The 22,600-nt window shown below is 69.8% G+C and carries 20 protein-coding genes; 5 read left to right on the forward strand and 15 right to left on the reverse strand.

Going from position 1 to position 22,600, the window contains the following annotated elements:
- Nucleotides 1-47: 47 nt before the first annotated feature.
- From DT057_RS21720 to DT057_RS21740, 5 genes are all read right to left on the reverse strand, one after another.
- The gene (locus DT057_RS21720) at nt 48-854 is read right to left on the reverse strand and encodes an isoprenyl transferase (RefSeq protein ID WP_128564195.1); all 807 of its coding nucleotides are present in this window, start codon (nt 852-854) and stop codon (nt 48-50) included.
- Nucleotides 855-952: 98 nt separating this feature from the next.
- The gene (frr, locus tag DT057_RS21725; protein ID WP_128564196.1) at nt 953-1,516 is read right to left on the reverse strand and encodes a ribosome recycling factor; all 564 of its coding nucleotides are present in this window, start codon (nt 1,514-1,516) and stop codon (nt 953-955) included.
- A 165-nt stretch (nt 1,517-1,681) separates the two neighbouring features.
- Nucleotides 1,682-2,419, reverse strand: a complete 738-nt coding sequence (gene pyrH, locus DT057_RS21730) for a UMP kinase (RefSeq protein WP_128564197.1) — start codon at nt 2,417-2,419, stop codon at nt 1,682-1,684.
- A 248-nt stretch (nt 2,420-2,667) separates the two neighbouring features.
- Nucleotides 2,668-3,591, reverse strand: coding sequence for a translation elongation factor Ts (gene tsf, locus DT057_RS21735; RefSeq protein ID WP_128564198.1), 924 nt, complete (start codon nt 3,589-3,591; stop codon nt 2,668-2,670).
- Between the two features lie 249 nt (nt 3,592-3,840).
- Nucleotides 3,841-4,890, reverse strand: a complete 1,050-nt coding sequence (locus DT057_RS21740) for a 30S ribosomal protein S2 (RefSeq protein WP_128564199.1) — start codon at nt 4,888-4,890, stop codon at nt 3,841-3,843.
- A 231-nt stretch (nt 4,891-5,121) separates the two neighbouring features.
- On the opposite strand from DT057_RS21740, the gene DT057_RS21745 reads away from it, so the two are divergent.
- From DT057_RS21745 to DT057_RS21765, 5 genes are all read left to right on the forward strand, one after another.
- The gene (locus DT057_RS21745) at nt 5,122-5,781 is read left to right on the forward strand and encodes a glutathione S-transferase family protein (protein WP_128564200.1); all 660 of its coding nucleotides are present in this window, start codon (nt 5,122-5,124) and stop codon (nt 5,779-5,781) included.
- Nucleotides 5,782-6,015: 234 nt separating this feature from the next.
- Nucleotides 6,016-6,825: an FkbM family methyltransferase gene (locus DT057_RS21750; RefSeq protein ID WP_244937387.1), complete on the forward strand. Its 810-nt coding sequence runs from the start codon at nt 6,016-6,018 to the stop codon at nt 6,823-6,825.
- A 472-nt stretch (nt 6,826-7,297) separates the two neighbouring features.
- On the forward strand, nt 7,298-7,963 hold the full coding sequence (locus DT057_RS21755; protein ID WP_128564202.1) for a class I SAM-dependent methyltransferase: 666 nt from the start codon (nt 7,298-7,300) through the stop codon (nt 7,961-7,963).
- 101 nt (nt 7,964-8,064) lie between these two features.
- Nucleotides 8,065-8,994 (forward strand): glycosyltransferase family 61 protein, encoded by a 930-nt coding sequence (locus tag DT057_RS21760; protein ID WP_128564203.1) that lies wholly within the window; start codon nt 8,065-8,067, stop codon nt 8,992-8,994.
- 73 nt (nt 8,995-9,067) lie between these two features.
- The gene (locus DT057_RS21765) at nt 9,068-10,462 is read left to right on the forward strand and encodes a glycosyltransferase family 2 protein (RefSeq protein WP_162501465.1); all 1,395 of its coding nucleotides are present in this window, start codon (nt 9,068-9,070) and stop codon (nt 10,460-10,462) included.
- Nucleotides 10,463-10,688: 226 nt separating this feature from the next.
- Here DT057_RS21765 and cynS read toward each other — a convergent pair whose 3' ends face one another.
- The 10 genes from cynS to ugpE form a co-directional block, all read right to left on the reverse strand.
- Nucleotides 10,689-11,177, reverse strand: coding sequence for a cyanase (cynS, locus tag DT057_RS21770; RefSeq protein WP_128564205.1), 489 nt, complete (start codon nt 11,175-11,177; stop codon nt 10,689-10,691).
- Nucleotides 11,178-11,193: 16 nt separating this feature from the next.
- Complete coding sequence (locus tag DT057_RS21775) at nt 11,194-12,126, reverse strand: ABC transporter ATP-binding protein (RefSeq protein ID WP_128564221.1); 933 nt, start codon at nt 12,124-12,126, stop codon at nt 11,194-11,196.
- A gap of 37 nt (nt 12,127-12,163) precedes the next feature.
- A complete protein-coding gene (gene ntrB, locus DT057_RS21780) occupies nt 12,164-13,015 on the reverse strand; it encodes a nitrate ABC transporter permease (protein ID WP_128564206.1) in 852 nt (283 codons plus the stop codon).
- Nucleotides 13,016-13,025: 10 nt separating this feature from the next.
- Nucleotides 13,026-14,420, reverse strand: a complete 1,395-nt coding sequence (locus DT057_RS21785; protein WP_128564207.1) for a CmpA/NrtA family ABC transporter substrate-binding protein — start codon at nt 14,418-14,420, stop codon at nt 13,026-13,028.
- Nucleotides 14,421-14,914: 494 nt separating this feature from the next.
- Nucleotides 14,915-15,799 (reverse strand): sn-glycerol-3-phosphate ABC transporter permease UgpA, encoded by an 885-nt coding sequence (gene ugpA, locus DT057_RS21790; protein WP_128564208.1) that lies wholly within the window; start codon nt 15,797-15,799, stop codon nt 14,915-14,917.
- A 10-nt stretch (nt 15,800-15,809) separates the two neighbouring features.
- Nucleotides 15,810-17,129 carry a sn-glycerol-3-phosphate ABC transporter substrate-binding protein UgpB gene (gene ugpB / locus DT057_RS21795; protein WP_128564209.1) on the reverse strand — a complete coding sequence of 440 codons (1,320 nt, stop codon included), beginning with the start codon at nt 17,127-17,129 and terminating at the stop codon, nt 15,810-15,812.
- Between the two features lie 236 nt (nt 17,130-17,365).
- Nucleotides 17,366-19,045: a thiamine pyrophosphate-binding protein gene (locus tag DT057_RS21800; RefSeq protein ID WP_128564210.1), complete on the reverse strand. Its 1,680-nt coding sequence runs from the start codon at nt 19,043-19,045 to the stop codon at nt 17,366-17,368.
- A 256-nt stretch (nt 19,046-19,301) separates the two neighbouring features.
- On the reverse strand, nt 19,302-20,474 hold the full coding sequence (locus DT057_RS21805; protein WP_128564211.1) for a CaiB/BaiF CoA transferase family protein: 1,173 nt from the start codon (nt 20,472-20,474) through the stop codon (nt 19,302-19,304).
- A gap of 181 nt (nt 20,475-20,655) precedes the next feature.
- Entirely contained in the window at nt 20,656-21,717 is a 1,062-nt protein-coding gene (locus DT057_RS21810; protein WP_128564212.1) for an ABC transporter ATP-binding protein, read from the reverse strand.
- Between the two features lie 28 nt (nt 21,718-21,745).
- A complete protein-coding gene (gene ugpE / locus DT057_RS21815) occupies nt 21,746-22,588 on the reverse strand; it encodes a sn-glycerol-3-phosphate ABC transporter permease UgpE (protein ID WP_128564213.1) in 843 nt (280 codons plus the stop codon).
- Nucleotides 22,589-22,600: the final 12 nt, after the last annotated feature.

The following is a 22,600-nucleotide window of genomic DNA, read 5'->3' on the forward strand; positions in this document are numbered from 1 at the left end:
CGGCGTCCGGGCCTCGGCCCCGGGCGGCACGCCGCCGCCGGCGCTCATCAGCCCGCCCGGGCGCTGAGGCCGCCGAAGCGGCGCTCGCGGCTCTGGTACTCGCCGATGGCCGCCGCGAAGGTCGCGTGGTCGAAGTCAGGCCAGAAGTCGGGGATGAACACGAACTCGGCGTAGGCCGTCTGCCAGGTGAGGAAGTTCGAGACCCGCTGCTCCCCGGAGGTGCGGATGACGAGGTCCGGGTCGGGGATGCCGTCGGTGTCGAGGGCGGCGGAGAACGCCTCGACGCCGATGGCGTCGGGGCCGAGCCGGCCGTCCGCCACCGCGGCGGCCAGGGTCCGCACGGCCCGCAGGATCTCCTGGCGCCCGCCATAGTTGAAGGCCACCACCAGGGTCAGGCGGGTGTTGTGGGCGGTGCGCTCCTCGGCCTCGCGCAGCAGCGCCGCGATGTCGGGGGCCAGGCCCTCGCGCTCGCCGATGATCCGGACCCGGACGCCGTTGGCGTGCAGCTCGGCGAGGTCCCGGCGCACGAAGAGCTTGAGCAGGCCCATGAGGTCGGCGACCTCGGCCGGCGGCCGGCGCCAGTTCTCCGACGAGAAGCCGTAGACGGTGAGGTAGGGGATGCCGAGGTCGATCGCCGCGCGCACGGTCCGCCGCACGGCCTCGACGCCCCGGCGGTGGCCCTCGACCCGGGGCAGGCCGCGCCGCGCCGCCCAGCGGCCGTTGCCGTCCATGATGATGGCGACGTGGGTCGGCAGGGGCGCGCCGGGCACCGGCCCGGCGGCCTTGCCCGCCGCCTGCGCGGTCTCGGCGGGGCCCGTCCCCAGCAGGGTCACCGTCTCGCTCTCGCCTGCCATGCTGGTCCCGACCTGTGCGGGCCCGGCCTCCGGACCCGCCTCTCCTCGCGCACGTTCCAACCGCCTCATGCCAACCGCCTCATGCCGGCCCCGCGTCGTCAGACCTGCATGATCTCCTTCTCCTTGGCCGCCAGGGTCTGGTCGACCTCGGCGATGTGCTGGTCCGTCGCCTTCTGGACCTGGTCGGCCTGGCGCTTCTCGTCATCCTGACCGATCGCCCCGTCCTTCTCCAGCTTCTTCAGGAGGTCGAGGCCGTCGCGGCGGACGTGCCGGACCGCGACGCGGGCCTCCTCGGCGTACTTGTGGGCGACCTTGACCATCTCCTTGCGGCGCTGCTCGTTCATCTCGGGGATGCGCAGCCGGATGGTCTGGCCCTCGGTCATCGGGTTGAGGCCGAGGTCGGATTCGCGGATCGCCTTCTCGACCGCCCCCACCATGCCGCGGTCCCAGACCGAGACGCTGAGCAGGCGCGGCTCGGGCACGCTGATGGTCGCGACCTGGGTCATCGCCATCGAGGCGCCGTAGGCGTCGACCTGGATCGGATCGAGGAGCGAGGGGCTCGCCCGCCCGGTCCGGAGCGAGCCGAGGTCGTGCTTGAGGGCGTTCACCGCGCCCTGCATGCGGCGCTTGAGGTCGGCGAGATCGAAGGTGGGGGTGGCCATTCCTGCTCTTCCCGAAGCGTCGAGGAGATGGTGTGCTGGCGGGCGGCGGCGTCGGGCCGGCCCTCGTCCGGCTTCAATGGACCAAAACCCGACATGCCGCAAATGGCCCGGCGCCCGGGCCCGGGCCTGCCCGTTCCGGGTTCGTCGCGAGCGTGCCCGCCCGCGTCAGGGCGCCACCAGGGTCGCGCGCGCGGCCCCGGTGAGGATCGCCGTGACCGAGCTCGGGGCGTGCACCGAGCCGACGATGAGGGGCAGCCCGCTCTCGCGCGCGAGGGCGAAGGCCGCCGTGTCCATCACCTTGAGGTCGCGGGCGATCGCCTCGTCGTGGGTGAGGCGATCGTAGCGCACGGCGTCGGGATCGCGCTTCGGGTCGGCCGAGTAGACGCCGTCGACCTGGGTGGCCTTGAGCACGGCGTCGCACTTCAGCTCGGCGGCGCGCAGCACCGCGGCGGTGTCGGTGGTGAAGAACGGGTTGCCGGTGCCGCCGGCGAGCACCACGACCTGCCCCTTGTCGAGGTGGTGCAGGGCCGGCTGGCGGGCGTAGGTCTCGCAGATGGTCGGCATCGAGACCGCCGACATGGTGCGGGCCGTGACGCCCGCGGCGTTGAGCGCCGTCTCGAGCGCGAGCGAGTTCATCACCGTCGCCATCATGCCGAGCGAGTCGCCGGTGGCCCGGTCGATCCAGCCCGCGGCCGAGACCCGGGCGCCCCGGATCACGTTGCCGCCGCCGACCACGAGGGCGATCTGGAAGCCGTGCGCCACGACCCGCGCCAGGTCGTCGGCCAGGGCCGCGAGGGTGGGCGGGTGGAGCCAGTAGCCGTCCGGCGCCGCGAGGGCCTCGCCCGAGAGCTTCACGAGCACGCGGCGAAACGGCGTCGGCTCCGACGGGCCTTGCTCCGACATGGGCGCTCCTGTTGCCGCCCGCAGGGTCGCGGGGGGCGCTTCGCGTGCGGGGATGGTGGGCGGCGTTCTAGCCCGTCAGTCCTAGCCCGTCGAGGCGGGAGGCGGGCCCGCGCGACGCGACGGGGGACCCGCCCGCGGCGGATCCCCCCTGGGGGCGGTCCCCGAGGACCGCCCGGGTCGCGAGGCGCCGGGCGACCCCGCGGGGCGCCGGCCGGTCGCGGGCGACCCGGGCCTGCCGGGCGGCGGCGTCAGCCCTTGGCGGCCGCCGCCACCTCGGCGGCGAAGTCCGGGGCCTCGTCCTTCTCGATGCCCTCGCCGAGGGCGTAGCGCACGAAGCCCGCGAGCCTGACGGGGCCGCCCGCCTTGCCCTCGGCCTCCTTGAGCACCTGCGCCACCGACTTCGCGCTGTCGTGCACGAAGGGCTGCTCCAGGAGGGTGACCTCCTTGTAGTAGGTCCTCAGGCCGCTCTCGACGATCTTGGCCAACACGTGGTCGGGCTTGCCGGCGTTCTTCTCGCGCAGGATGTTGCTCTCGCGCTCGAGGGTCGCGGCGTCGACGCCCGAGGCGTCGAGCGCCAGCGGGTTCGTGGCCGCCACGTGCATGGCGATCTGCCGGCCGAGCTGGCTCAGCACGCCGACGTCGCCGGCCGATTCGAGGGCCACCAGCACGCCGATCTTGCCGAGGCCCTCGCTGACCTGGCTGTGCACGTAGCTGGCGATGACGCCCTTCTCGACCGCGAGGGTCGCGGTGCGGCGCAGGGTCATGTTCTCGCCGATGGTGGCGATCAGCTCCTGCAGCCGGTCCCTGACGGTGGTCTGCGAGCCCGGGAAGTGGGTGGCCTCCAGCGCCTCGACGCCGCCCCGGGCGTTGAGGGCGAGCTTGGCCGCCTCGCGCACGAAGGCCTGGAAGCCGTCGTTGCGGGCGACGAAGTCGGTCTCGGAGTTGACCTCGACGATGGCCGCGTGGCGGCCGGCGGACTCGACCGCGACCAGGCCCTCGGCGGCGACGCGGCCGGCCTTCTTGGCGGCCTTGGCGAGGCCCTTCTTGCGCAGCCAGTCCACGGCGGCCTCGATGTCGCCGGCCGTCTCGTTCAGGGCGGACTTGCAGTCCATCATGCCCGCGCCGGTCTTCTCGCGCAGGTCCTTGACCATCGCTGCCGTGATGTTGGCCATGGGGGACGTCCTTTCAGCGTGGGCATCGTCCGGGCGCGGCGTCGCGGCGGGACGCGGAGGATGCGATCGGGTCGGGGGACCCGCACCGGCATCCGCTCCCGGCGGGGCGGATCCCGGTGCGGGCCGATAAAGGGAGCCCGGCGCCGTGGCGGCGCCGGGCTTGGCCGGTGCGTCGGAGTGCGGGGCCCGGGCGAGCCCCGCCGGATCGGCCGGAGCCGGCCGCGGCCCTCAGGCCGCTGGCCGCGGCTCTCAGGCCGCCGCGACGGCCTCGACGAAGCCGCGGGCCTGGTTCACCCAGCCGTCGCGGGCGACGCGGCCGTTGAGCTTCAGGTCGGCGTCGATCTTGGCGACGTCCTCGGGCGTCATCGCGGCCACCTGCCAGTAGTGGTAGATGCCGGCGTCGTTGAGCTTCTGCACCAGCTGCGGGCCGACGCCCGTGAGCTTCGTCAGGTCGTCCGGCGCGCCGCGCGGGGCGGCCAGGAGCTCGAAGGGCTCGCCCACGTAGGGCTCCGCGACGTCGACCGCCGCGACCTCGGGCTCGTTGGCCGCCGGCGGCAGCTCCTCGGCCATGGGCTCCTCGGACTCGCCGAGGTCGACGCCGAGCGCGCCCTGGCCGCGGGAGATCCCGTCGATCGCCGCGCGGGCGACGAGGTCGCAATAGAGCGCGATGGCGCGGCCGGCATCGTCGTTGGCCGGGACCACGTAGGTGATGCCCTCGGGGTCGCTGTTGGTGTCGACGATGGCCGCCACCGGGATCTTGAGGCGCTGGGCCTCCTTGATCGCCAGCTGCTCCTTGTTCGTGTCGATCACGAACAGGAGGTCGGGCACGCCGCCCATGTCCTTGATGCCGCCGAGCGCCTTCTCGAGCTTGTCCTTCTCGCGCGACAGCATCAGGCGCTCCTTCTTGGTGAGGCCCTGGCCGCCGCCGGCCAGCGTCTCGTCGACCTTGCGCAGGCGCTGGATCGAGCCCGAGATGGTCTTCCAGTTCGTCAGCGTGCCGCCGAGCCAGCGGGAGTTGACGAAGTACTGGGCCGAGCGCTTGGCCGAGTCCGCGATGGTGTCGGCGGCCTGGCGCTTGGTGCCGACGAACAGCACCCGGCCGCCCTTGGCGACGGTGTCGCTCACGGCCTGGAGCGCCTGGTGCAGCGCCGGCACCGTCTGGGCGAGGTCGATGATGTGGATGTTGTTGCGGGTGCCGAAGATGTAGGACTGCATCTTCGGGTTCCAGCGGTGCGACTGGTGGCCGAAATGCGCGCCGGCCTCGAGGAGCTGACGCATCGAGAAATCGGGGATCGCCATGGTTCGTTCTGCTCTCCGGTTGGTCCGCCGCGGAGGAAGCGGCCAGCGCAGGGGGCCGGCCACCGGAAACGCCTCATTGACGGCATGAGGCCGGCTCCGCGTGTGGGATGGGCGGGCGTTTACGCGATCGGACCCGGAAACGCAAGGCGGCGCCGCGCGGCCTTGATGCGGGCGCGGTCGCGGCCCTAGCTGGGGCCCGCCGCCGAATCGGCGCGCAGCCGGGGAGCCCGCATGAGCCAGGACCGCGCCACGCCTCACCAGGACGGCCACACGCCCGACCCGGACCGCGTCACGCTCTACCACGCCCCCAACACCCGCTCGTCGGGGGTCCTGCTGCTGCTCGAGGAGCTCGGCGCGCCCCACGACCTGCATCTGCTCGACACTCGGGCCGGCGAGAACCGCGAGCCCGCCTACCTGGCGGTCAACCCCATGGGCAAGGTGCCGGCCATCCGCCACGGCGAGGCCGTGGTGACCGAGCAGGGGGCGATCTTCCTCTACCTCGCCGACCTCTTCCCGCGGGCCGGCCTCGCGCCCCCGCTCGGCGACCCCCTGCGCGGCCCCTACCTGCGCTGGATGGTCTACTACGGCAGCTGCTTCGAGCCGGCCGTGGTCGACAAGGCCCGCGGGCTCGAGCCGGGGCCGCAGGCGATGTCGCCCTACGGGTCCTTCGGGGCGGTGCTGGACACGCTCACCGCCCAGCTCCGCCGCGGCCCCTACCTCCTCGGCACGCGCTTCAGCGCCGCCGACGTGCTCTGGGGCTCGGCGCTGTCCTGGACGACGCAGTTCCGCCTCGTGCCCGAGACGCCCGAGATCGCGGCCTACGTCGCCCGGCACGCCGCGCGGCCCGCGGTGGGCCGGGCGCGGGCGCGGGACGGGGCGCTCGCCGGGTGAGGGGCACGGAGCCCGATCGACGCGGGGCGCGCGCGCAGGCCCCCTGCGATCGACGCCCGCGCCGATGCCGAAGCGGCAGGGCCCGGATTTCTTGACGAAAGGTCAGATCGAGTCGATCAAGACATCCGTCCGACAGATCGTCTCCCGCCGGAACCGCGTTCTCCGGCTGCGCCGGAGCCCGCTTTGGCCGAGCGTTGCCTAACGGGATGAAATCCGATAGGGGCAAACGAGCGCGTGGGGATCTTCATGAATATCGTCGAAGTGAATATTGCCGGCAGGACTTTTCATCTTGATAGTGCGGACGGCATGGATGCCGTTGCGAGGCAGATCGCGGCCGGATCCTATGAGGCGCCCTTGCCTTTTCTGATGATGGCGACGCTGGTTCGCATAGATGGTATTTTTGTGGATGTGGGTGCAAATACCGGTATCTACTCGATTATGGCGAACAGCGTCGCCGGCGGCCGAAAGATCCTCGCCTTCGAGCCGCTGCCTAAGGTGCTGGAGGCGCTCAGGCGGAACCTGTCCCTCAACAACATCGCCGAGCAGGTCGAGATCCACGAGGTGGCCCTGAGCGACAAGGACGGCACGGCCGTTCTGCACATCCCAGATCCCGGGCATGGTCTCCTGGAGACGAGCGCATCCCTGGAACAGGGGTTCCAGCAGGTGCATTCGACGATCACGGTTCCGGTCAAGCGTTTCGACGACCTGGCGATCCCTGACCTGATCGGCGTGATCAAGGTCGACATCGAAGGGCACGAACACGCCTTCCTGCGCGGTGCCCAGGACACCATCATGCGCGACCGCCCCATCGTCTTCGCCGAAGTGGTGGGCCCGGCCAAGCGCGGCGCCATCGGGGCGTTCCTGCACAATGTCGGCTACATGGATTTCCGCCTCCGGCCCGACATGGCGATCCACGACGGCGAGGTGCTGTTCGATGACGCCGCGTGGAACCACGCGCTGGTACCGGCCGAGCGGCTGGCCAAGTTCAAGGAAATCTGCGATTCCTGCGGTCTCCCCATGCTGCGCCGCTTCAATGTGTCGTGAGACGAGACGTGCAGGCGTGCGCGGTGGCGGGTCGGACGCGGTCCGGACGGACTCGGCACGTGTGCCGGTCGCGCTGACCCGTCCCCCGGCCCGGCGGAGCCTCGTCTCGAGAACGCGGTAGGGCCGGGTCGCCGCTGCCCGCGCCGGATCGGTGTCGAGACGACAGCGGCTTCGCGCCGGCCGTGGTCGACGATCGCCCTCAGGGTCCTTCGGGGCGGTGATGGAGACGCTCGCCGCGCGCTCCGCCCCGGCCCCTGCTTCCTTCCGCCTCGTGCCCGAGACTGCGGCCTGCGCCGCGCGGCCCGGCGCCGGCGCCCGGGAGTCATTCCGCCGACCGTCTTCTTCCCTAAAGGAAAAAACGCTCTGAGCCCCGCGATCATGGGATTTGACGCAGGCACCCACTTGCAACCGCGTATCCCCACTGCTAAGAATTCCGGTGCCCTGCAAAATTCCCGACCGAAAAACTACAGAAATGTCTCTATACGGCATATTCCTGAACAACTCGGGACGTCCGATACATAAATCGGGGCACTATTTTTTCGCCTACGAGCGGCATTTCGGCCGGTTCGTCGGGCAGCCTGTCATATTCTTGGAGATCGGCGCGGGTAACGGCGGCTCGTCCCAGATGTGGAAGCGATGGCTTGGCCCGCTTGCTAAGATTGTGACTATCGACATCAATCCTGTTTGCCAGGAATATTCAGACGAGCAGATTTTTGTACGTATTGGTGATCAGTCAGATCATGGTTTTTTGCAATCCTTGATTGATGAATTCGGTCGCCCTGATGCCGTTCTCGACGACGGCAGCCACCAGATGACCCACGTGACCGAGACGTTCGATTTCCTCTACGAGCGCATCGTGTCGAATGGTGTGTACATGATTGAGGACATGCATACAGCCTATTGGCCAGACTATGGTGGAGGTCGTGGTGATCCGCGCTCGATGGTCGAGCGGTTCAAAGGAATGATCGACGATCTGAATGCGGATCACGTGCGGGATGGCACCGTCTCATCGAGCCGATTCACCGAGCAAACGATCGCAATGACTGCGTATGACAGTATTTTAGTGTTCGAGAAGGCGCCGATCATTAATAAAACTATGAAAATGATCGGCGATGATTCGCTTCGAGTGAACTACTGAGGCGCGTTTTGTCTCTGGTGGAACTTTGTCGGGATCTATGGGGTACGGCACGAATAGTCGAGGCCGACCCTGAGATCTCGGTGTTTCATGATGCTTTCTACATGCCGTATGCGCCGAAGCGCGCGTGGGGCCTGTTCGATGCGTCTGGTCACCCGATCAGGTCCGCAGTCGATTTTCGTGCACCGAACGTATGCACGTACGATCAACTGCTTGAAGTTGGTTTTGCCTCTGATCTCGTTGCCTACGAGGCGGCGGCTGGGACTTACATCTACGGCGGCACGATCAACCTTCATTTCGGCCACTTCCTGATCAACACGCTGCCTCGCTTCTGGAACATCTCACGGATCCGCACGCCCAATACGCGCATCCTCTGTCATAGTAGCAGTGCTCCGGACGTTTGGTTTAATTTTCCTTTCATCAGTCGAGCATTTGCCCTGCTTGGTCTTACAAAACGTGACTTCGTCGTCCTCGATCGTCCAACGCGACTGCGCAACGTCGTGGTGGCCGGTACCAGCCTTGAGGAGCAGCAGGCCGGATACCGCGCGTACGGCCGGTTCGGCCGCGAGATCGGAAGCCGCATCTACAAGCCCGACGACGTCGATCAGAACACAGTCCCGATCTATTATTCCAAATCGCGATTGCGATCATCTGTCGGCATCATCACGAACGAAGCGGAAATCGAGGACGTGCTGCGAGATCAAGGTGTCGACATCATCCATCCTGAAACCTTGTCGCTGGACGAGCAGGTTCGACTGATGTCAAGCCGGACTTCCATCATGGGATCCACCGGTTCTTTTTTCCACACGAGCATCTTTTGCCCGCCCCGGCGGATCACCTGTCTCAACGTGACGTCACAGATCAATAGCAACTATGTCATTATCGACGCCCTGGCGGCCAACGCTGCAACGTACCACTATCCTGATAGCATGCAGGTGCTTGATCAGATGGACGGCTATTTGACGGCTCGCTTTCTGCCCAATGCCGCCGACGTAGCCTTGGAACTCTTCGATCTTGCGCGCTCGAAATCGTAGTTCTGCGACGCTTGATATTTCCTCGACTGGAACATAGGGACTCAGTGCTGCTCGAATGGCTGGTGCAAGAGCGATGAAGGCGACCTACGACACTGTCCTCGTGGCGTGTGCCCGTTGGGAAGTGGACTCGATTACGGAATGGTTGATATACCACAGGCACATCGGATTCGATCACGTATTTCTCTATTGCAATGACGACGACCCGCGCGCTCTGTACGAAGAAATACTGCCATTCCTGCAGGGACCCGATCCCTTCGTGCATTTTTATCATTTCGGATTGCAGGGTCAGCAAGAGCAAATGTATTTCCACTTCATAAATCATCATATCCGTGATTGCAATTGGTATCTTTGCTCCGATATTGACGAATTCTTGCTGATGCGAGAATACCCACATATCGGCGATTACATCGCATCGTTTCCATCCAGTGTAGATGCAATTTGCTTTCACTCGTTCAATGCCGGTCCGAACGGCAACATCACCCGTCCGTCCGGTCTCGCCATCCACAACTTCACCCGCCGTGCGGACCACGCGGCCCCCTTCACGAAAAACATCGTGCGCGCCAGTGCGGTCGACGCGAGCAAGCTTCCGTCGGCCGTCGCCGGTGCATTCTGGCACAATTCCGAAATCATACTCAATGATGGAAGTTGCATTGTAAATGCCTTGCATGAAAACATGAGAGGCTATTATTTTGATATCGGTAATATCTGGAACAGATTGGGGCCGGATCGGAGCTTTCAGGCACGCCTGGCCGCTTCGGCGTTCATCTATCATATCGGAATGAAGTCGGAGCAGGACGCGACCCGGCGCTTCGAGAGAGGCGTGAGCGGAAACTTCGCAACTCAGGTCTTCTGGCGTGATCTGGCGGAGTCCGGTGCCGGGAAAGTGTCGGAGTACCTTGAGGCCAATCACGCGGTCAGGGAAGGCCGGTTGGTCGAGATCTGGAATGATATCCTGGCGGGAGCGATGCGAACGCAGATCGTTGCACCTCCGGCCGGCCGCAACTTAGCTCCCGCGGGTGCAGCGATGCAGAGTTCCATCGGCCCCTGGTCGCTCCATCAAGACATCGCCCTGGATGCCGCCGGTCCGATCAACGGGCGTCCCAACGGCTTGCACGCGCATCACACCGACGATGAGCCAGCGCCGTGGTGGGTTGTGGATCTGCGTGCACCGGCCCGCGTCAGTCAGGTCTGGATCTACAACCGTGTCGATCATTGCAAAAACCGCTTCCGAAACTTCGAGATGGTTGGAAGTCTCGATTGCGATGACTGGAGAGTTCTGTGCATTAAGGATGATGATCGTCCATTCGGCGGGGTCGACGGACATCCATTTATCTGGTCCGCGGCAGAGGATGTCGTGGTGCGGTTCATCAAGATCAGCGGCATCGGCGTGACGCACCTCGATTTCGCGCAAGTTGAAGTCTACGGAGAGTGGTCCGCCCCTTCCGCCGTCACGACCTCGGTCGCTTGAGACTGGCCGCCTGCACGCGGCACCAAACTCGCACCTCGCGGCGTCGACTTCGCTTGACGTCCCGAAAACCGAGCACGGGGCCGGACACCCGCGCGACCGCCCGAAGACGCTTCGTTCTGAGGTGCAGGTCACGAATTCGCGAAACCATCGGCACGCCAGAACCGAGTGGACCCGCCGTGCAGGGCGGAGGATCCGAAGCTGGGTTGATGATCGATGTCGCAGATGATTACGGCTCCTTGAACCCGTACTCCGGCACGTCATCCTCGTTGCCGTAATACTTGTACGGCAGGAACTTTCCCGACATCTGCAGCTTCACCCGGTCGCCCTTGTTGTTGGGCTCGCGCTCCATCGTCATGTTGAAGTCGATGGCCGACATGATGCCGTCGCCAAACTCCTCCTGGATCAGCTCCTTCCAGGTGGTGCCGTAGACCATCACGAGCTCGTAGAAGCGGTAGATCAGCGGGTCGGTCGGCGGCATCTGGGGAATGGAGCCGCGGTAGGGCGCCTCGTTGAGGAGGCGCTCCTCGGCCTCGCCGAGGCCGAACAGGGCGGCGGCCCGCTTCGCCTGGGCCTTGGGCAGCTTCATCTGGCCGAGGCAGGCGGCCGTGATCAGGATCGGGGACAGGCCGCCGATCTCCGCCTGGATGTGGGCCCAGGTCCAGCCCTTCTCGCGCTTGATGTCGAGGAGCTTCTCCGTGAGGTCGTCGCGCGTCATGGGGGGGTCTCCCGTGTCAGAGGGGTCGGGCCCGGCGCGCCGCGAGGGCCGCGGCGTCGGCGTCCGAGAGGGTCGGGCGCACCACCGGCGGGTGGCGCGGGTCGTGGTCGGCCGGGGCGTCGGCCCGGAAGGTGCGGCTGCGCGTCACCAGGAAGTCGATGAGGTGGTTGCGCACGGCGTAGTAACCGGGCGCGTGGTGCAGCGCGCTCCGGTCGCGGATCGCGGGCAGCGGGTTCTCGACGATCTCGGCCACCTGCGCGCCGGGGCCGTTCGTCATCAGGACGATCCGGTCGGCGAGGTAGATCGCCTCGTCGACGTCGTGGGTGATCATGAACACGGTCTGGCCGGTCTCGACGCAGATGCGCCGGACCTCGTCCTGCAGGGTGCCGCGGGTGAGGGCGTCGAGGGCCGAGAACGGCTCGTCCATCAGGAGCATCTTCGGCGCGATGGCGAGGGCCCGGGCGATGCCGACGCGCTGCTTCATGCCGCCCGACAGCTCCGCCGGCCGCTTGTGCTCGGCGCCGGCGAGGCCGACCGTCGCGATGGCGGCGCGGGCCCGCGCCTCGACCTCGGCCCGCCCGGCCCGGCGCCAGCGCGAGGCCACCGCGTACGCGACGTTGCCGAGCACCGTGCGCCAGGGCAGGAGCGCGTGGCCCTGGAAGATCACCGCGCGGTCGAGGCTCGGGCCGGTGATCTCGCGGCCGGCCGCGATCGCGACGCCCGCGGAGGGCGCCTCGAGCCCCGCCAGGATGTTGAGCACCGTGGTCTTGCCGCAGCCCGAGTGCCCGATCATGCACACGAACTCGGACCGGCGCAGGCGCAGCCACAGGTTCTCGAACACCGTCGTCTCGGCCCCGCCCGGGGCGGGGTAGCGGCGCGCGATCCCCTCGATGGAGACGTACGCGTCGTCCGACGCGGCGCGCGGCCCGGGCGGGGCGGCGGAGCGCAGGGGGGATGGGGCCGCCGTCACGATCGATCCGGGCCCGTCATTCCGGGAACGTCACGAGGCGCTGCGCCCGCGCCAGCCCCTGGTCGAGGAGCATGCCGACGAGGCCGATCACCAGGATCGACGTGATCACGTTCGTGATCGAGAGGTTGTTCCACTCGTTCCAGACGAAGTAGCCGATGCCCGTGCCCCCGACGAGCATCTCGGCCGCCACGATGACGAGCCAGGCGATGCCGATGGAGATCCGCATGCCGGTGAGGATCGTGGGGGCGGCCGCCGGCAGCACCACCGTGAGGGCGCGCCGCAGGGGGCCGACCTCAAGGGTGCGGGCGACGTCGAGCCACTCCCGGCGCGTCGAGGCCACCCCGAAGGCGGTGTTGATCAGCATCGGCCAGAGCGAGCAGACGAAGATCACGAAGATCGCCGAGAGGCCGGAATCCTTGATCGTGTAGAGCGCGAGCGGCATCCAGGCGAGCGGCGAGACCGGCTTCAGGATCTGGATGTACGGATCGAGGGCCCGGCCCACCAGCGGCGACATGCCGATCAGGAACCCGACCGGGATCGCCACCAGGACGGCGAGCCCGTAGCCGAGCGCCACGCGGCCGACCGAGTGGGCGAGCTGGATGCCGATGCCCTTGTCGTTGGGCCCGCGGTCGTAGAACGGGTCCCGCAGGTGCTGCCAGATCGTGGCGCCGACCTCGAGCGGCCCCGGCATCGCCGACCGCCCGGTCGTCGCCGTCCCGCCCATCAGGGCGGCGTAGTCGGGGTCCATCGCCTGGACGGGGCCGGCGGCGCGGGTGCCGACGTGCCAGGCGACGAGGAACGCCGCCAGCAGCCCGAGGGACAGGAGCGCGGCGCGCCGGGACAGGGAGGCTCTCGCCGGTGCCTGCATGGGACCCGCCTCAGCCCGCCCGCCGGATCTTGAACGACTCGGCGTAGGCCTTGGCCTGCGCCGGGTCGAAGGTCCTGCCCATCACCACGAAGGTCTTGGTCGTGGCCCGCGGCGGGGTGAGCCCGACCTGCTTCATCAGCGCCTCGGCGTTGGTGGCGCGGTAGACCTGGCGGGCCACGGCCTCGTAGTCGATGTCGCCCTTGATCTGGCCCCAGCGCTTCATCTGGGTCAGGGTCCAGACCGCGAAGCTCTCCCACGGGAAGGGGTCGAAGCCGATCCGGTCCGGGTCCCGGCGCACCCGGCCGAGGCCGTCCGCGAAGGTGCCGGTCAGGACCTGCTCGACCACCGTCACGGGCTGGTTGAGGTAGTTCGCCGGCGCGATGGCCTCCGCCACCGCCTTGCGGTTCTCTGGCTTCGCCACGTGGGCGGTCGCCTCCATGATGGCCCGCAGGAGCGCCGCCGTGGCGTTCGGCATCTCCCGCACGACGTCCTGGGCTATCGAGAACGCGCAGCAGGGATGCCCGTCCCAGATCTCCTTCGACAGCAGGTGGATGAAGCCGACGCCGTCGTAGACCGCCCGCTGCACGATGTTGTCGGGGGCGAGGAAGCCGTCGATGTTGTCGGCGCGCAGGTTCGCGACCATCTCGGGCGGCGGCACCGCGCGCAGCTGCACGTCGGCGTCCGGGTCGATGCCGTGCTCCGCCAGGTAGTAGCGCAGCAGGTAGTTGTGGTTGGAGTAGTCGAACGGGATCGCCAGCTTGAACCCCTTCCAGTCCCTGGGGTCGCGCCGGTCCTTGTGCTTGAGCGCGAGGCAGATCGCCTGGCCGTTGATGTTCTCGATCGCCGGCACCGCGAACGGGATCGGGGCCGCGCCGAGGCCGAGCGTGAGCGCGAGCGGCATCGGGGCCAGCATGTGGGCGGCGTCGTACTCCCGGTTCAGGGTCTTGTCGCGCACCACCGCCCAGCCGGCGGTCTTCACCACGTCGACCTCGAGACCCTGCCGGGCGTAGAAGCCCATCGGCGCCGCCATGATGATCGGCGTCGCGCAGGTGATCGGGATGAAGCCGACCTTGAGGGTCCGCTTCTCGGGGGCGCCGGCCTGCGCGAGGGCCTCGCCCGCGAAGCCGAGCGGGAGCGCCTCCCGCACGGCCGCGAGGGCCGTCCCGGCGCCGACCGCCGTCAGGAAGGCGCGCCGGGTCGCGTCGCGGGGGAACAGCGCCCGCATCACCGCCCCCTCGACCACTCGCGCCACCCGGGCCTCGTCCGAGGGCGGGGGGGCGTGCGCCGTCCCCTGCGCGATCCCCTGGGCGGCCTCGTGCGCGGCCTGGCTCTCGTGCCCGCCGCAGGCGCAGCCGCGGCGCGACAGCCGGCGGCCGGCGTCGAAGGGATCGTCGAACAGCGCCATCGTCGGCCTCGCCCGCCCGGGGGTGTCGCGGGCTTCGGGTTGGCAAGCGGCGTGCCACTTTCGGGCCGCCTCGGAAGCCGCGCCGGGCGCGGGGCTTGACGGTGCGGCGGCAGCCGCGCGAGACCGCGTGCGTTGCGAGAAATCGTGACGTCGATCACGATGTCCCGTCACCCCGGCCGGCCCTTAAAGCCCAGCTGCCCGCCCTGATCGTGTTCGCGCAAGGCCGCGCCTGGACGCACGCGCCGCGCCGCGCGGCCGGGCACGCGCTTGCACCTCTGAGGACGCCGCCGCGCCCTGCGACCTCGTCGGGCGACCTGCACGCCACCGTCCGCCGCAGCCGCCAGGACGGCGGCCACGACCCCACGGCGACTGCCCGATCTCCGGGCCGGGCGGCGGCGCGGCCCTGCCCGGCGTGCAGCCCGCGACGCTCGCCGCGCGGATCAACGCGATCGGGACCGGGCGGGCGTGACCGACGCGGCCCGGCGCCCCGGCCGTCAGTAGGCCACCCGGCGCTCCACGTAGCGGAACTGGATCGCCGTGAGCCCGATCACGATCGCCATCAGCACCACCGACTGCGCCGCCGAGCCGCCGAGGTCGGCGCCGATGCGGCCGTCCTGGTAGACCTTGTAGACCAGGGTCTGGGTCGCCCGGCCGGGGCCGCCATGGGTGAGCACGTCGATGATGCCGAACGTCTCGCAGAAGGCGTAGACGACGTTGACCACCATCAGGAAGAACGTGGTGGGGGAGAGCAGCGGGAACACGATGGTCCAGAAGCGCCGGGCCGGCCCGGCGCCGTCGATGGCCGCCGCCTCGATCACGCTGGCGGGGATCGCCTGCAGGCCCGCCAGGAAGAACAGGAAGTTGTAGGAGATCTGCTTCCAGGCCGCGGCGAGCACCACCAGGATCATGGCGTGGTCGCCGTTCAGGAGCGGGTTCCACGGGACGCCGAGGTCGTTGAGGCCCCGCGCCACGATGCCGAGCCCGGGCTGGAACAGGAAGCCGAACAGCACGCCCGCGACCGCCGGCGCGACCGCGTAGGGCCAGATCAGCAGGGTGCGGTAGAGGCCCCCCGCCCGGATCTCCCGGTCCGCCATGGCGGCGAGCAGGAGGGCGAAGCCGAGGGAGAGGCCCGCCACCGCCGCGGCGAAGACCAGGGTGGTGCCGAGCGTCCGGTAGTAGCCCGGATCGGTGAACAGGGCCCGGTAGTTCTCGAGCCAGACGAACTCCGTCGAGAGCCCGAACGCGTCCTGCATCTGGAACGACTGCCAGACCGCCTGCAGGGCCGGCCAGTAGAAGAACAGGCCGACGATCGTGAGTTGCGGCGCGATCAGCGCGGCCGGCAGGAGCCGGCCCCCGAAGGTGACGCGGTCGGTGCTCACGGGCGGGCCCTCAGCGCGGGGTCGCCTGCTTCTCGAACTGGCGCAGCATCGCGTTGCCGCGGGTCGCCGCCTCGTCGAGGGCCTGCTGGGCGGCCTTCTTGCCGGCCAGGGCCGCCTCGATCTCCTCGGCCCAGACGTCGCGCATCTGCGTCAGGTTGCCCAGGCGCAGGCCCCGGGAGTTCTCCGTCGGCGGCTTGTTGGTGAGCTCCTTCAGCGGGACCTCGAGGACCGGGTTCCTGTCGTAGAAGCCGTCCGCCTTGGACTTCTCGTAGGCCGCCTTGGTGATCGGCATGTAGCCGGTGGACTGGTGGAGCGCGGCCTGCCGGTTGGTGTCGGACAGGAAGGTGAAGAACCGGGCGACGCCCTTGTACTCGTCGGGCTTCTTGCCGCCCATCACCCAGAGCGAGGCGCCGCCGATGATGCTGTTCTGGGGCGCGCCCGGCGCGTCCGGGTAGTAGGGCATCGGGGCCGAGCCCCAGTCGAACTTGGCGGCGCCCTTCACGTTGCCGTAGGAGCCCGAGGAGCCGAACATGATCGGGCACTCGCCGGCGGTGAAGCGGCCGAAGCCGCTGTCGTAGCGGCCCGAATAGTCGAAGGTCTTGTCCTTCTGCGCCTCGGCGAGGTTCGCGAGGTGCCGGACCTGGAGCGGGCCGTTGATCTCGAGCGTGGTGTCCAGGCCGTCCATCCCGTTGGCCCTGGTGGCGAGCGGCACGTTGTGCCAGGCCGAGAGCTGCTCGAGGTGCAGCCAGGTCACCCAGGTGTTGGAGAAGCCGCAATTCGGGAAGCCCGCCCCCTTCAGCGCCTTGGCGGCCGCGAACAGCTCGGGCCAGGTCCTGGGCGCCTCGCCGAGGCCGATCTTCTTCAGGGCGTCCTTGTTGACCCACATCACCATGGACGACGAGTTGAACGGGAAGGACAGCATCTCCCCCTTGCTCGTCGAGTAGTAGCCGGTGATGGCCGGCAGGTAGGCGTTGGGGTCGAAGGGCTCGCCGGCCTCCTTCATCAGCTGGTAGACCGGCTTCACCGCGCCCTTGGCCCCCATCATGGTGGCGGTGCCGACCTCGAAGACCTGCATGATGTGCGGCGCCGTGCCGGCCCGGAAGGCCGCGATGCCGGCGTTCAGCGTCTCGCCGTAATTGCCCTTGTAGGTCGGCACGACCTTGTAGTCGCCCTGCGCGGCGTTGAACTCCTCGGCGAGGCGGTTGACCGCGTCGTTGTTGGCCCCCGTCATGGCGTGCCACCACTGCAGCTCGGTGACGGCGAGGGCCGGGCTCGCCGCCGCCAGCCCGAGGGCCGCGAGCGTGATGCGGATGGTCGTGGTGGGCGCCATGGGGATCCTCTCCGGTGAGCGGCGTGGCCCTCATGCTGGCCGCGCGTGACACGCGGACGACACGCGTCCGGGGGTCGTCGCGCGGGAGCGCCGGGCCCGCCGCCGTTAGCCCCTGGCAAAGCACGGCCCCACGGTTTCGGCAAGGGCCTTCTCGGCCCGCGCGGGTGCCGGCCCGGGGCGAAAAAGGGAGCGGTCGATCAACGCTTTAGCGGCGCCCGGCGCGGCCCCGGCCGCCGTCAGGCCGGCCGGGGCCGGTCGCGCAGGGCCTGGAGCGTCGTCGTCGGGGTGATGGCCTCCGGGTCGATGGGGCAGTGCAGGATCGCCGGCAGGCCGGAGGCGAGGGCGCGCGCGAGGGCGGCCGGGAAATCCTCGGTCCGCTCGACGCGCTCGCCGTAGCCGCCGAAGCTCGCCGCGTAGGCGGCGAAGTCGGGGTTGCGCAGCGCGGTGCCGGAGACGCGGCCGGGATATTCCCGCTCCTGGTGCATCCGGATGGTGCCGTACATGCCGTTGTCGACCAGGATGACGATGACGGGCAGGCCGTACTGCACGGCGGTCGCGAATTCCTGCCCGTTCATCAGGAAGTCGCCGTCGCCCGACACCGCCACCACGGTGCGCCCGGGCAGGAGGCGCTTGGCGCCGACCGCCGCCGGCACGCCGTAGCCCATGGAGCCGGAGGTCGGGGCGAGCTGGCCGTCATGGGCCCGGAAGGGCCAGAAGCGGTGGACCCAGGTGGCGAAGTTGCCCGCGCCGTTGCACAGGATCGCGTCGGCCGGCAGCACCGCGCGCAGGTGGGCCATCACGCCGCCCATCTGGAGCGTGCCGGGCGTGCTGATCCGCGCGGGGTCGCTCCAGGCGAGGTAGTCCTCGTGCGCCGTCCCGGCGGCGTCGGCCCAGGGCAGCGTCGGGGGCGGCTGCACGGTCTCGATCGCGGCCGCGAAGGCGGTCGGGCTCGCGTTGATCGCGAGGTGCGGGCTGTAGACCCGGCCGAGCTCCTCGGCGTCCGGATGGACGTGGACGAGGCGCTGCCGCGGCCCCGGGATCTCCAGCAGGGTGTAGCCCTGGGAGGGGATCTCCGAGAGGCGGCCGCCGACGAGGAGGACGAGGTCAGCCTCCCGGATGCGGGCGAGGAGCCCGGGGTTGACGCCGAGGCCGAGGTCGCCGGCATAGGCCGGGTGGTCGGCCGGAAACAGGCCCTGGCGGCGGAACGAGCAGGCGACCGGCAGCGCGAACAGGTCGGCGAAGCGGGCGAAGCGGCGCACCGCCCCCTCCGACCAGCGGCTGCCGCCGAGGATCGCCACGGGGGAGCGGGCGTCCCGCAGGAGGGTCTGGAGGGCGACCATCTGGGCGAGGGCCGGATGGGTCTCCACGGGCCGGAACGCCGGCGCGTCCGGCACCGCGGCCGCCGCGGTCAGCATGTCCTCGGGCAGCGCCACCACGACCGGGCCGGGCCGGCCGGCGGTGGCGACGTGGAAGGCGCGGGAGACGAGCTCCGGCAGGCGGGCCGGGTCGTCCACCTCCGTCACCCACTTCGCCACCGTGCCGAACACCGCCCGGTAGTCGAGCTCCTGGAAGGCCTCGCGGTCGCGGGCCCCGCGCTCGATCTGCCCGACGAACAGGATCATCGGAGTCGAGTCCTGCCGGGCGATGTGCAGGCCCGGGGCGGCGTTCATGGCGCCGGGTCCGCGGGTGACGAAGCAGATGCCGGGCCGGCCCGTGAGCTTGCCCGCGGCCTCCGCCATCATGGCGGCGCCGCCCTCCTGGCGGCAGATCGTGAGCCGGATCGGCGCGTCGTGCAGCGCGTCCAGCACCGCGAGGTAGCTCTCCCCCGGCACGCAGAAGATGTCGCCGACGCCGTGCCGGGCGAGCTGGTCGACCAGGATCTGCCCGCCGGAGCGGGGACGTGGGCCGTCGGTCATGCGCGTGTCCTCTGCGGCAGGTCCTGGTTCGGGGGCGCGGGGCGCTGGATCGGGAGGCCGGGGCGGGGGAGCCGCCGGCCCGCCGGGCGGGGAGCCGGCGCCGTCAGGGCCCCGGGCCGCGGCCGGGCGATCCTGCGTGCGTCGGGCGCGGGCGGGGCCATGGGGTCCGTGACGATGCCGCGCGCGCCGGCGGGGGGCGCCAGGATACCACGCCGGCGCGCACGCCGGACCGCGAAAACCGGGCCCGCCACGCGCCTCACCCGCCCCAGTCCGGGTCGGCGAGCACGCTCTCGGTGTGGTCGCCCACCTGCGGCGCCGCGGTGGCGGCCACCATCGGCACGCCGTCGATGACGATCGGCGAGCGCACGCTCGGCACGCTGCCGGCCCTGGCCCGCGGCTCGGGAAGGTCGAGGCGCAGGCCGCGATGGACCACCTGCGGGTCGGCGAAGACCTCGGCGAGGTCGTTGATCGGCCCGACCGGCACGTTGACCGCGGTGAGCCGGGCGAGCAGGTCGGCCTTGGTGTGGCGGCCGGTCTCGGCGGCGATGAGCGGGATCAGCGCCGCCCGGTGCGTCACCCGGCCGGGGTTCGTGGCGTAGGCCGGATCCCGGTGCCAGGCGGTGCCTAGCACGCCGCAGAGCTTGGCGAACTGCCCGTCGTTGCCGCAGGCCACGATGATGTGGCCGTCGGCGGCGGGGAAGACCTGGTAGGGCACGATGCTGGTGTGCTCGTTGCCCATCCGGGGCGGCAGCATCCCGGAGACGAGGTAGACCAGGGCCTGGTTGCCCAGCACCGAGACCTGGGTGTCGAGGAGCGCCATGTCGATGTGGCAGCCCTGCCCGGTGGCGTGGCGGCCCTGCAAAGCCGCCAGGATCGCGGTGGCGCCGTAGACCCCGGTGAACACGTCCGCGAAGGCGACGGCCGTCTTGACCGGCTCGCCCGCGGGCTCCCCGGTGATCGACATGATGCCGCCGACGCCCTGGATCATGAAGTCGTAGCCGGCCCGGGGCGCGTAGGGGCCGTCCTGCCCGAAGCCCGTGACCGAGCAGGTGATCAGGCGCGGGTTGACGGCCCGCAGGGCCTCGTGGTCGAGGCCGTACTTCCGGAGGCCGCCGACCTTGAAGTTCTCGATCATCACGTCGGCGTGGCCGGCGAGGCGCCGCACCACGGCGCGGCCCGCCTCCGTCTCGAAATCCGCCGCGACCGAGCGCTTGCCGCGGTTGGTCGAGTGGAAGTACGAGGCCGAGAGCCGGCCGCCGTCCGCTGCCTCGACGAAGGGCGGTCCCCAGGTCCGGGTGTCGTCCCCGACGCCGGGCCGTTCGACCTTCACGACGTCGGCGCCGAGATCCGCCAGGAGCTGCCCGATCCAGGGGCCCGCGAGGATGCGGGCGAGCTCGAGTACCCTGATGCCGGCGAGGGGTTTGTGCACGGGGACCTCGTGACGCGTGGGCGCGGAGCCGTCCGGGGCGGCGCCGCGGGGATGTGCTCGCCGCGCCGGAGATGCCCCGTGCGGGCGCGCGGCCGTTCCAGGAGAGAGCGGTCGCGCGCGAATCGCGCGGCCGTTGCATACGACGGCGGCGGCGAGGAGGGAACCGCCGGATCGGGCCGCCTCAGCCCGGCATCCCGAGCCGCTGCCCCGTACCGGGATCGAACAGGTGCAGGGCGCCGGGCGCGACGGCGAGCCGGATCGCGGCGCCTTCCGCGGGCTCCGGGCCCGCCGGCACCTGCACCACCAGCTCGGCGCCGCCGAGCCGGCCGTGCAGCAGGCGCGTCGCCCCGAGCTCCTCCACGAACGCGACCCCGAAGGCCAGCCCCTCCGGGGCGAGCCGCAGGTCCTCGGGCCGGATGCCGGCCTCGACCGCGGCGCCCGGCGCGAGGCCCGGCGTCGCGACCGGGATCGTCGCGTCCTCGATGCGCACGCCCCCCGGCACCACCTCGGCGGGCAGGATGTTCATCGGCGGCGAGCCCATGAAGGTGGCGACGTAGCGGGTGGCGGGGCGGCGGTAGATCTCGATCGGGGTGCCGACCTGCTCGATCCGGCCGCCGTTCATCACCACCAGCCGGTCGGCCATCGTCATCGCCTCGACCTGGTCGTGGGTGACGTAGACCGTGGTGACGCCGAGGCTGCGCTGGAGGCGGCGGATCTCGACCCGCATCTGCACCCGGAGCTTGGCGTCGAGGTTCGAGAGCGGCTCGTCGAACAGGAAGACCTGGGGCTTGCGCACGATGGCCCGCCCCATGGCGACGCGCTGGCGCTGGCCGCCGGAGAGCTGCCGGGGGTAGCGGTCCAGCATGGTCTCGAGGCCGAGCATGCGGGCGGCCTCGCGCACCCGGGTCTCGATCTCGGGGCGCGGCGTGCCGCGGTTGCGCAACCCGTAGGCGAGGTTGTCGTAGACGCGCATGTGGGGGTAGAGCGCGTAGTTCTGGAACACCATCGCGATGTCGCGGTCTGCGGGCTCGACCTCGTTGACGGTGCGCGACCCGATGGTGATCGCCCCCGACGTCACCGTCTCGAGGCCGGCGATCATCCGCAGGACCGTCGACTTGCCGCAGCCCGAGGGACCGACGAGGACGCAGAAGGCGCCGTCCGGCACGTCGAGCGAGACGCCGCGCACGGCCTCGACGCCGCCCGCGTAGGTCTTCCGGAGCTGTTCGAGGGCGAGGCCGGCCATCAGCGGCTCCCGGGGCGGGGCAGGGGCGTCACTTCTCGGTCTCCACCAACCCGCGCACGAACAGCTTCTGCATGGCGAACACGACGAACACCGGCGGCAGCATCGCCAGCACGGCGGTCGCCATCACGATCTGCCACTCGGTGAGCTGGTCGGTGATCGACGTCATCTTGCGCAGGCCGATCACCACCGTCTGCATGTCGTCGCGCGTCGTGACCAGCAGCGGCCAGAGGTACTGGTTCCAGCCGTACAGGAATTGGATCACGAACAGGGCCGCCATGGTGGTGCGCGAGAGCGGCACCAGGGTGTCGAGGAAGAACCGCACCGGCCCGGCGCCGTCGATGCGCGAGGCCTCGACGAGCTCGTTCGGCACCGTGAGGAAGAACTGCCGGAACAGCAGCGTCGCGGTGGCCGAGGCGATCAGCGGCAGGGCGAGGCCCGCGTACGTGTCGAGGAGGTTGAGGTCCGCCGCCACCTTGTAGGTCGGGTAGATGCGCACCTCCACGGGCAGCATCAGGGTGACGAAGATCGCCCAGAAGGCCGTCTGCCGGAACGGGAAGCGGAAGTAGATCAGCGCGTAGGCCGAGAGCAGCGAGATCGCGATCTTGCCGAGCGCGATGGCGAGCGCCGTGATGGTGCTGTTGAGGAGCATGGTGGCGACCGGCACGCCCGCCATGCCGGACTCGGTCAGCGCCCGGCGGTAGGTCTCGAGGGCGTGCGAGCCGGGCCAGAGCGGCATCCGCCCGTTGGCGATGGTGGCGGCGTCGTGCGTCGAGCCGATCAGCGCGAGGTAGACCGGGAAGGCCACGACGCCCACCCCGAAGCAGAGCACGAGGTGGGGGATTAGGTTGCCGAAGCGGCGATTCTCCACCAACGGGCCGCTCCC

Source organism: Methylobacterium crusticola, from assembly GCF_003574465.1.
GTDB classification, from domain to species: Bacteria; Pseudomonadota; Alphaproteobacteria; order Rhizobiales; family Beijerinckiaceae; genus Methylobacterium; species Methylobacterium crusticola.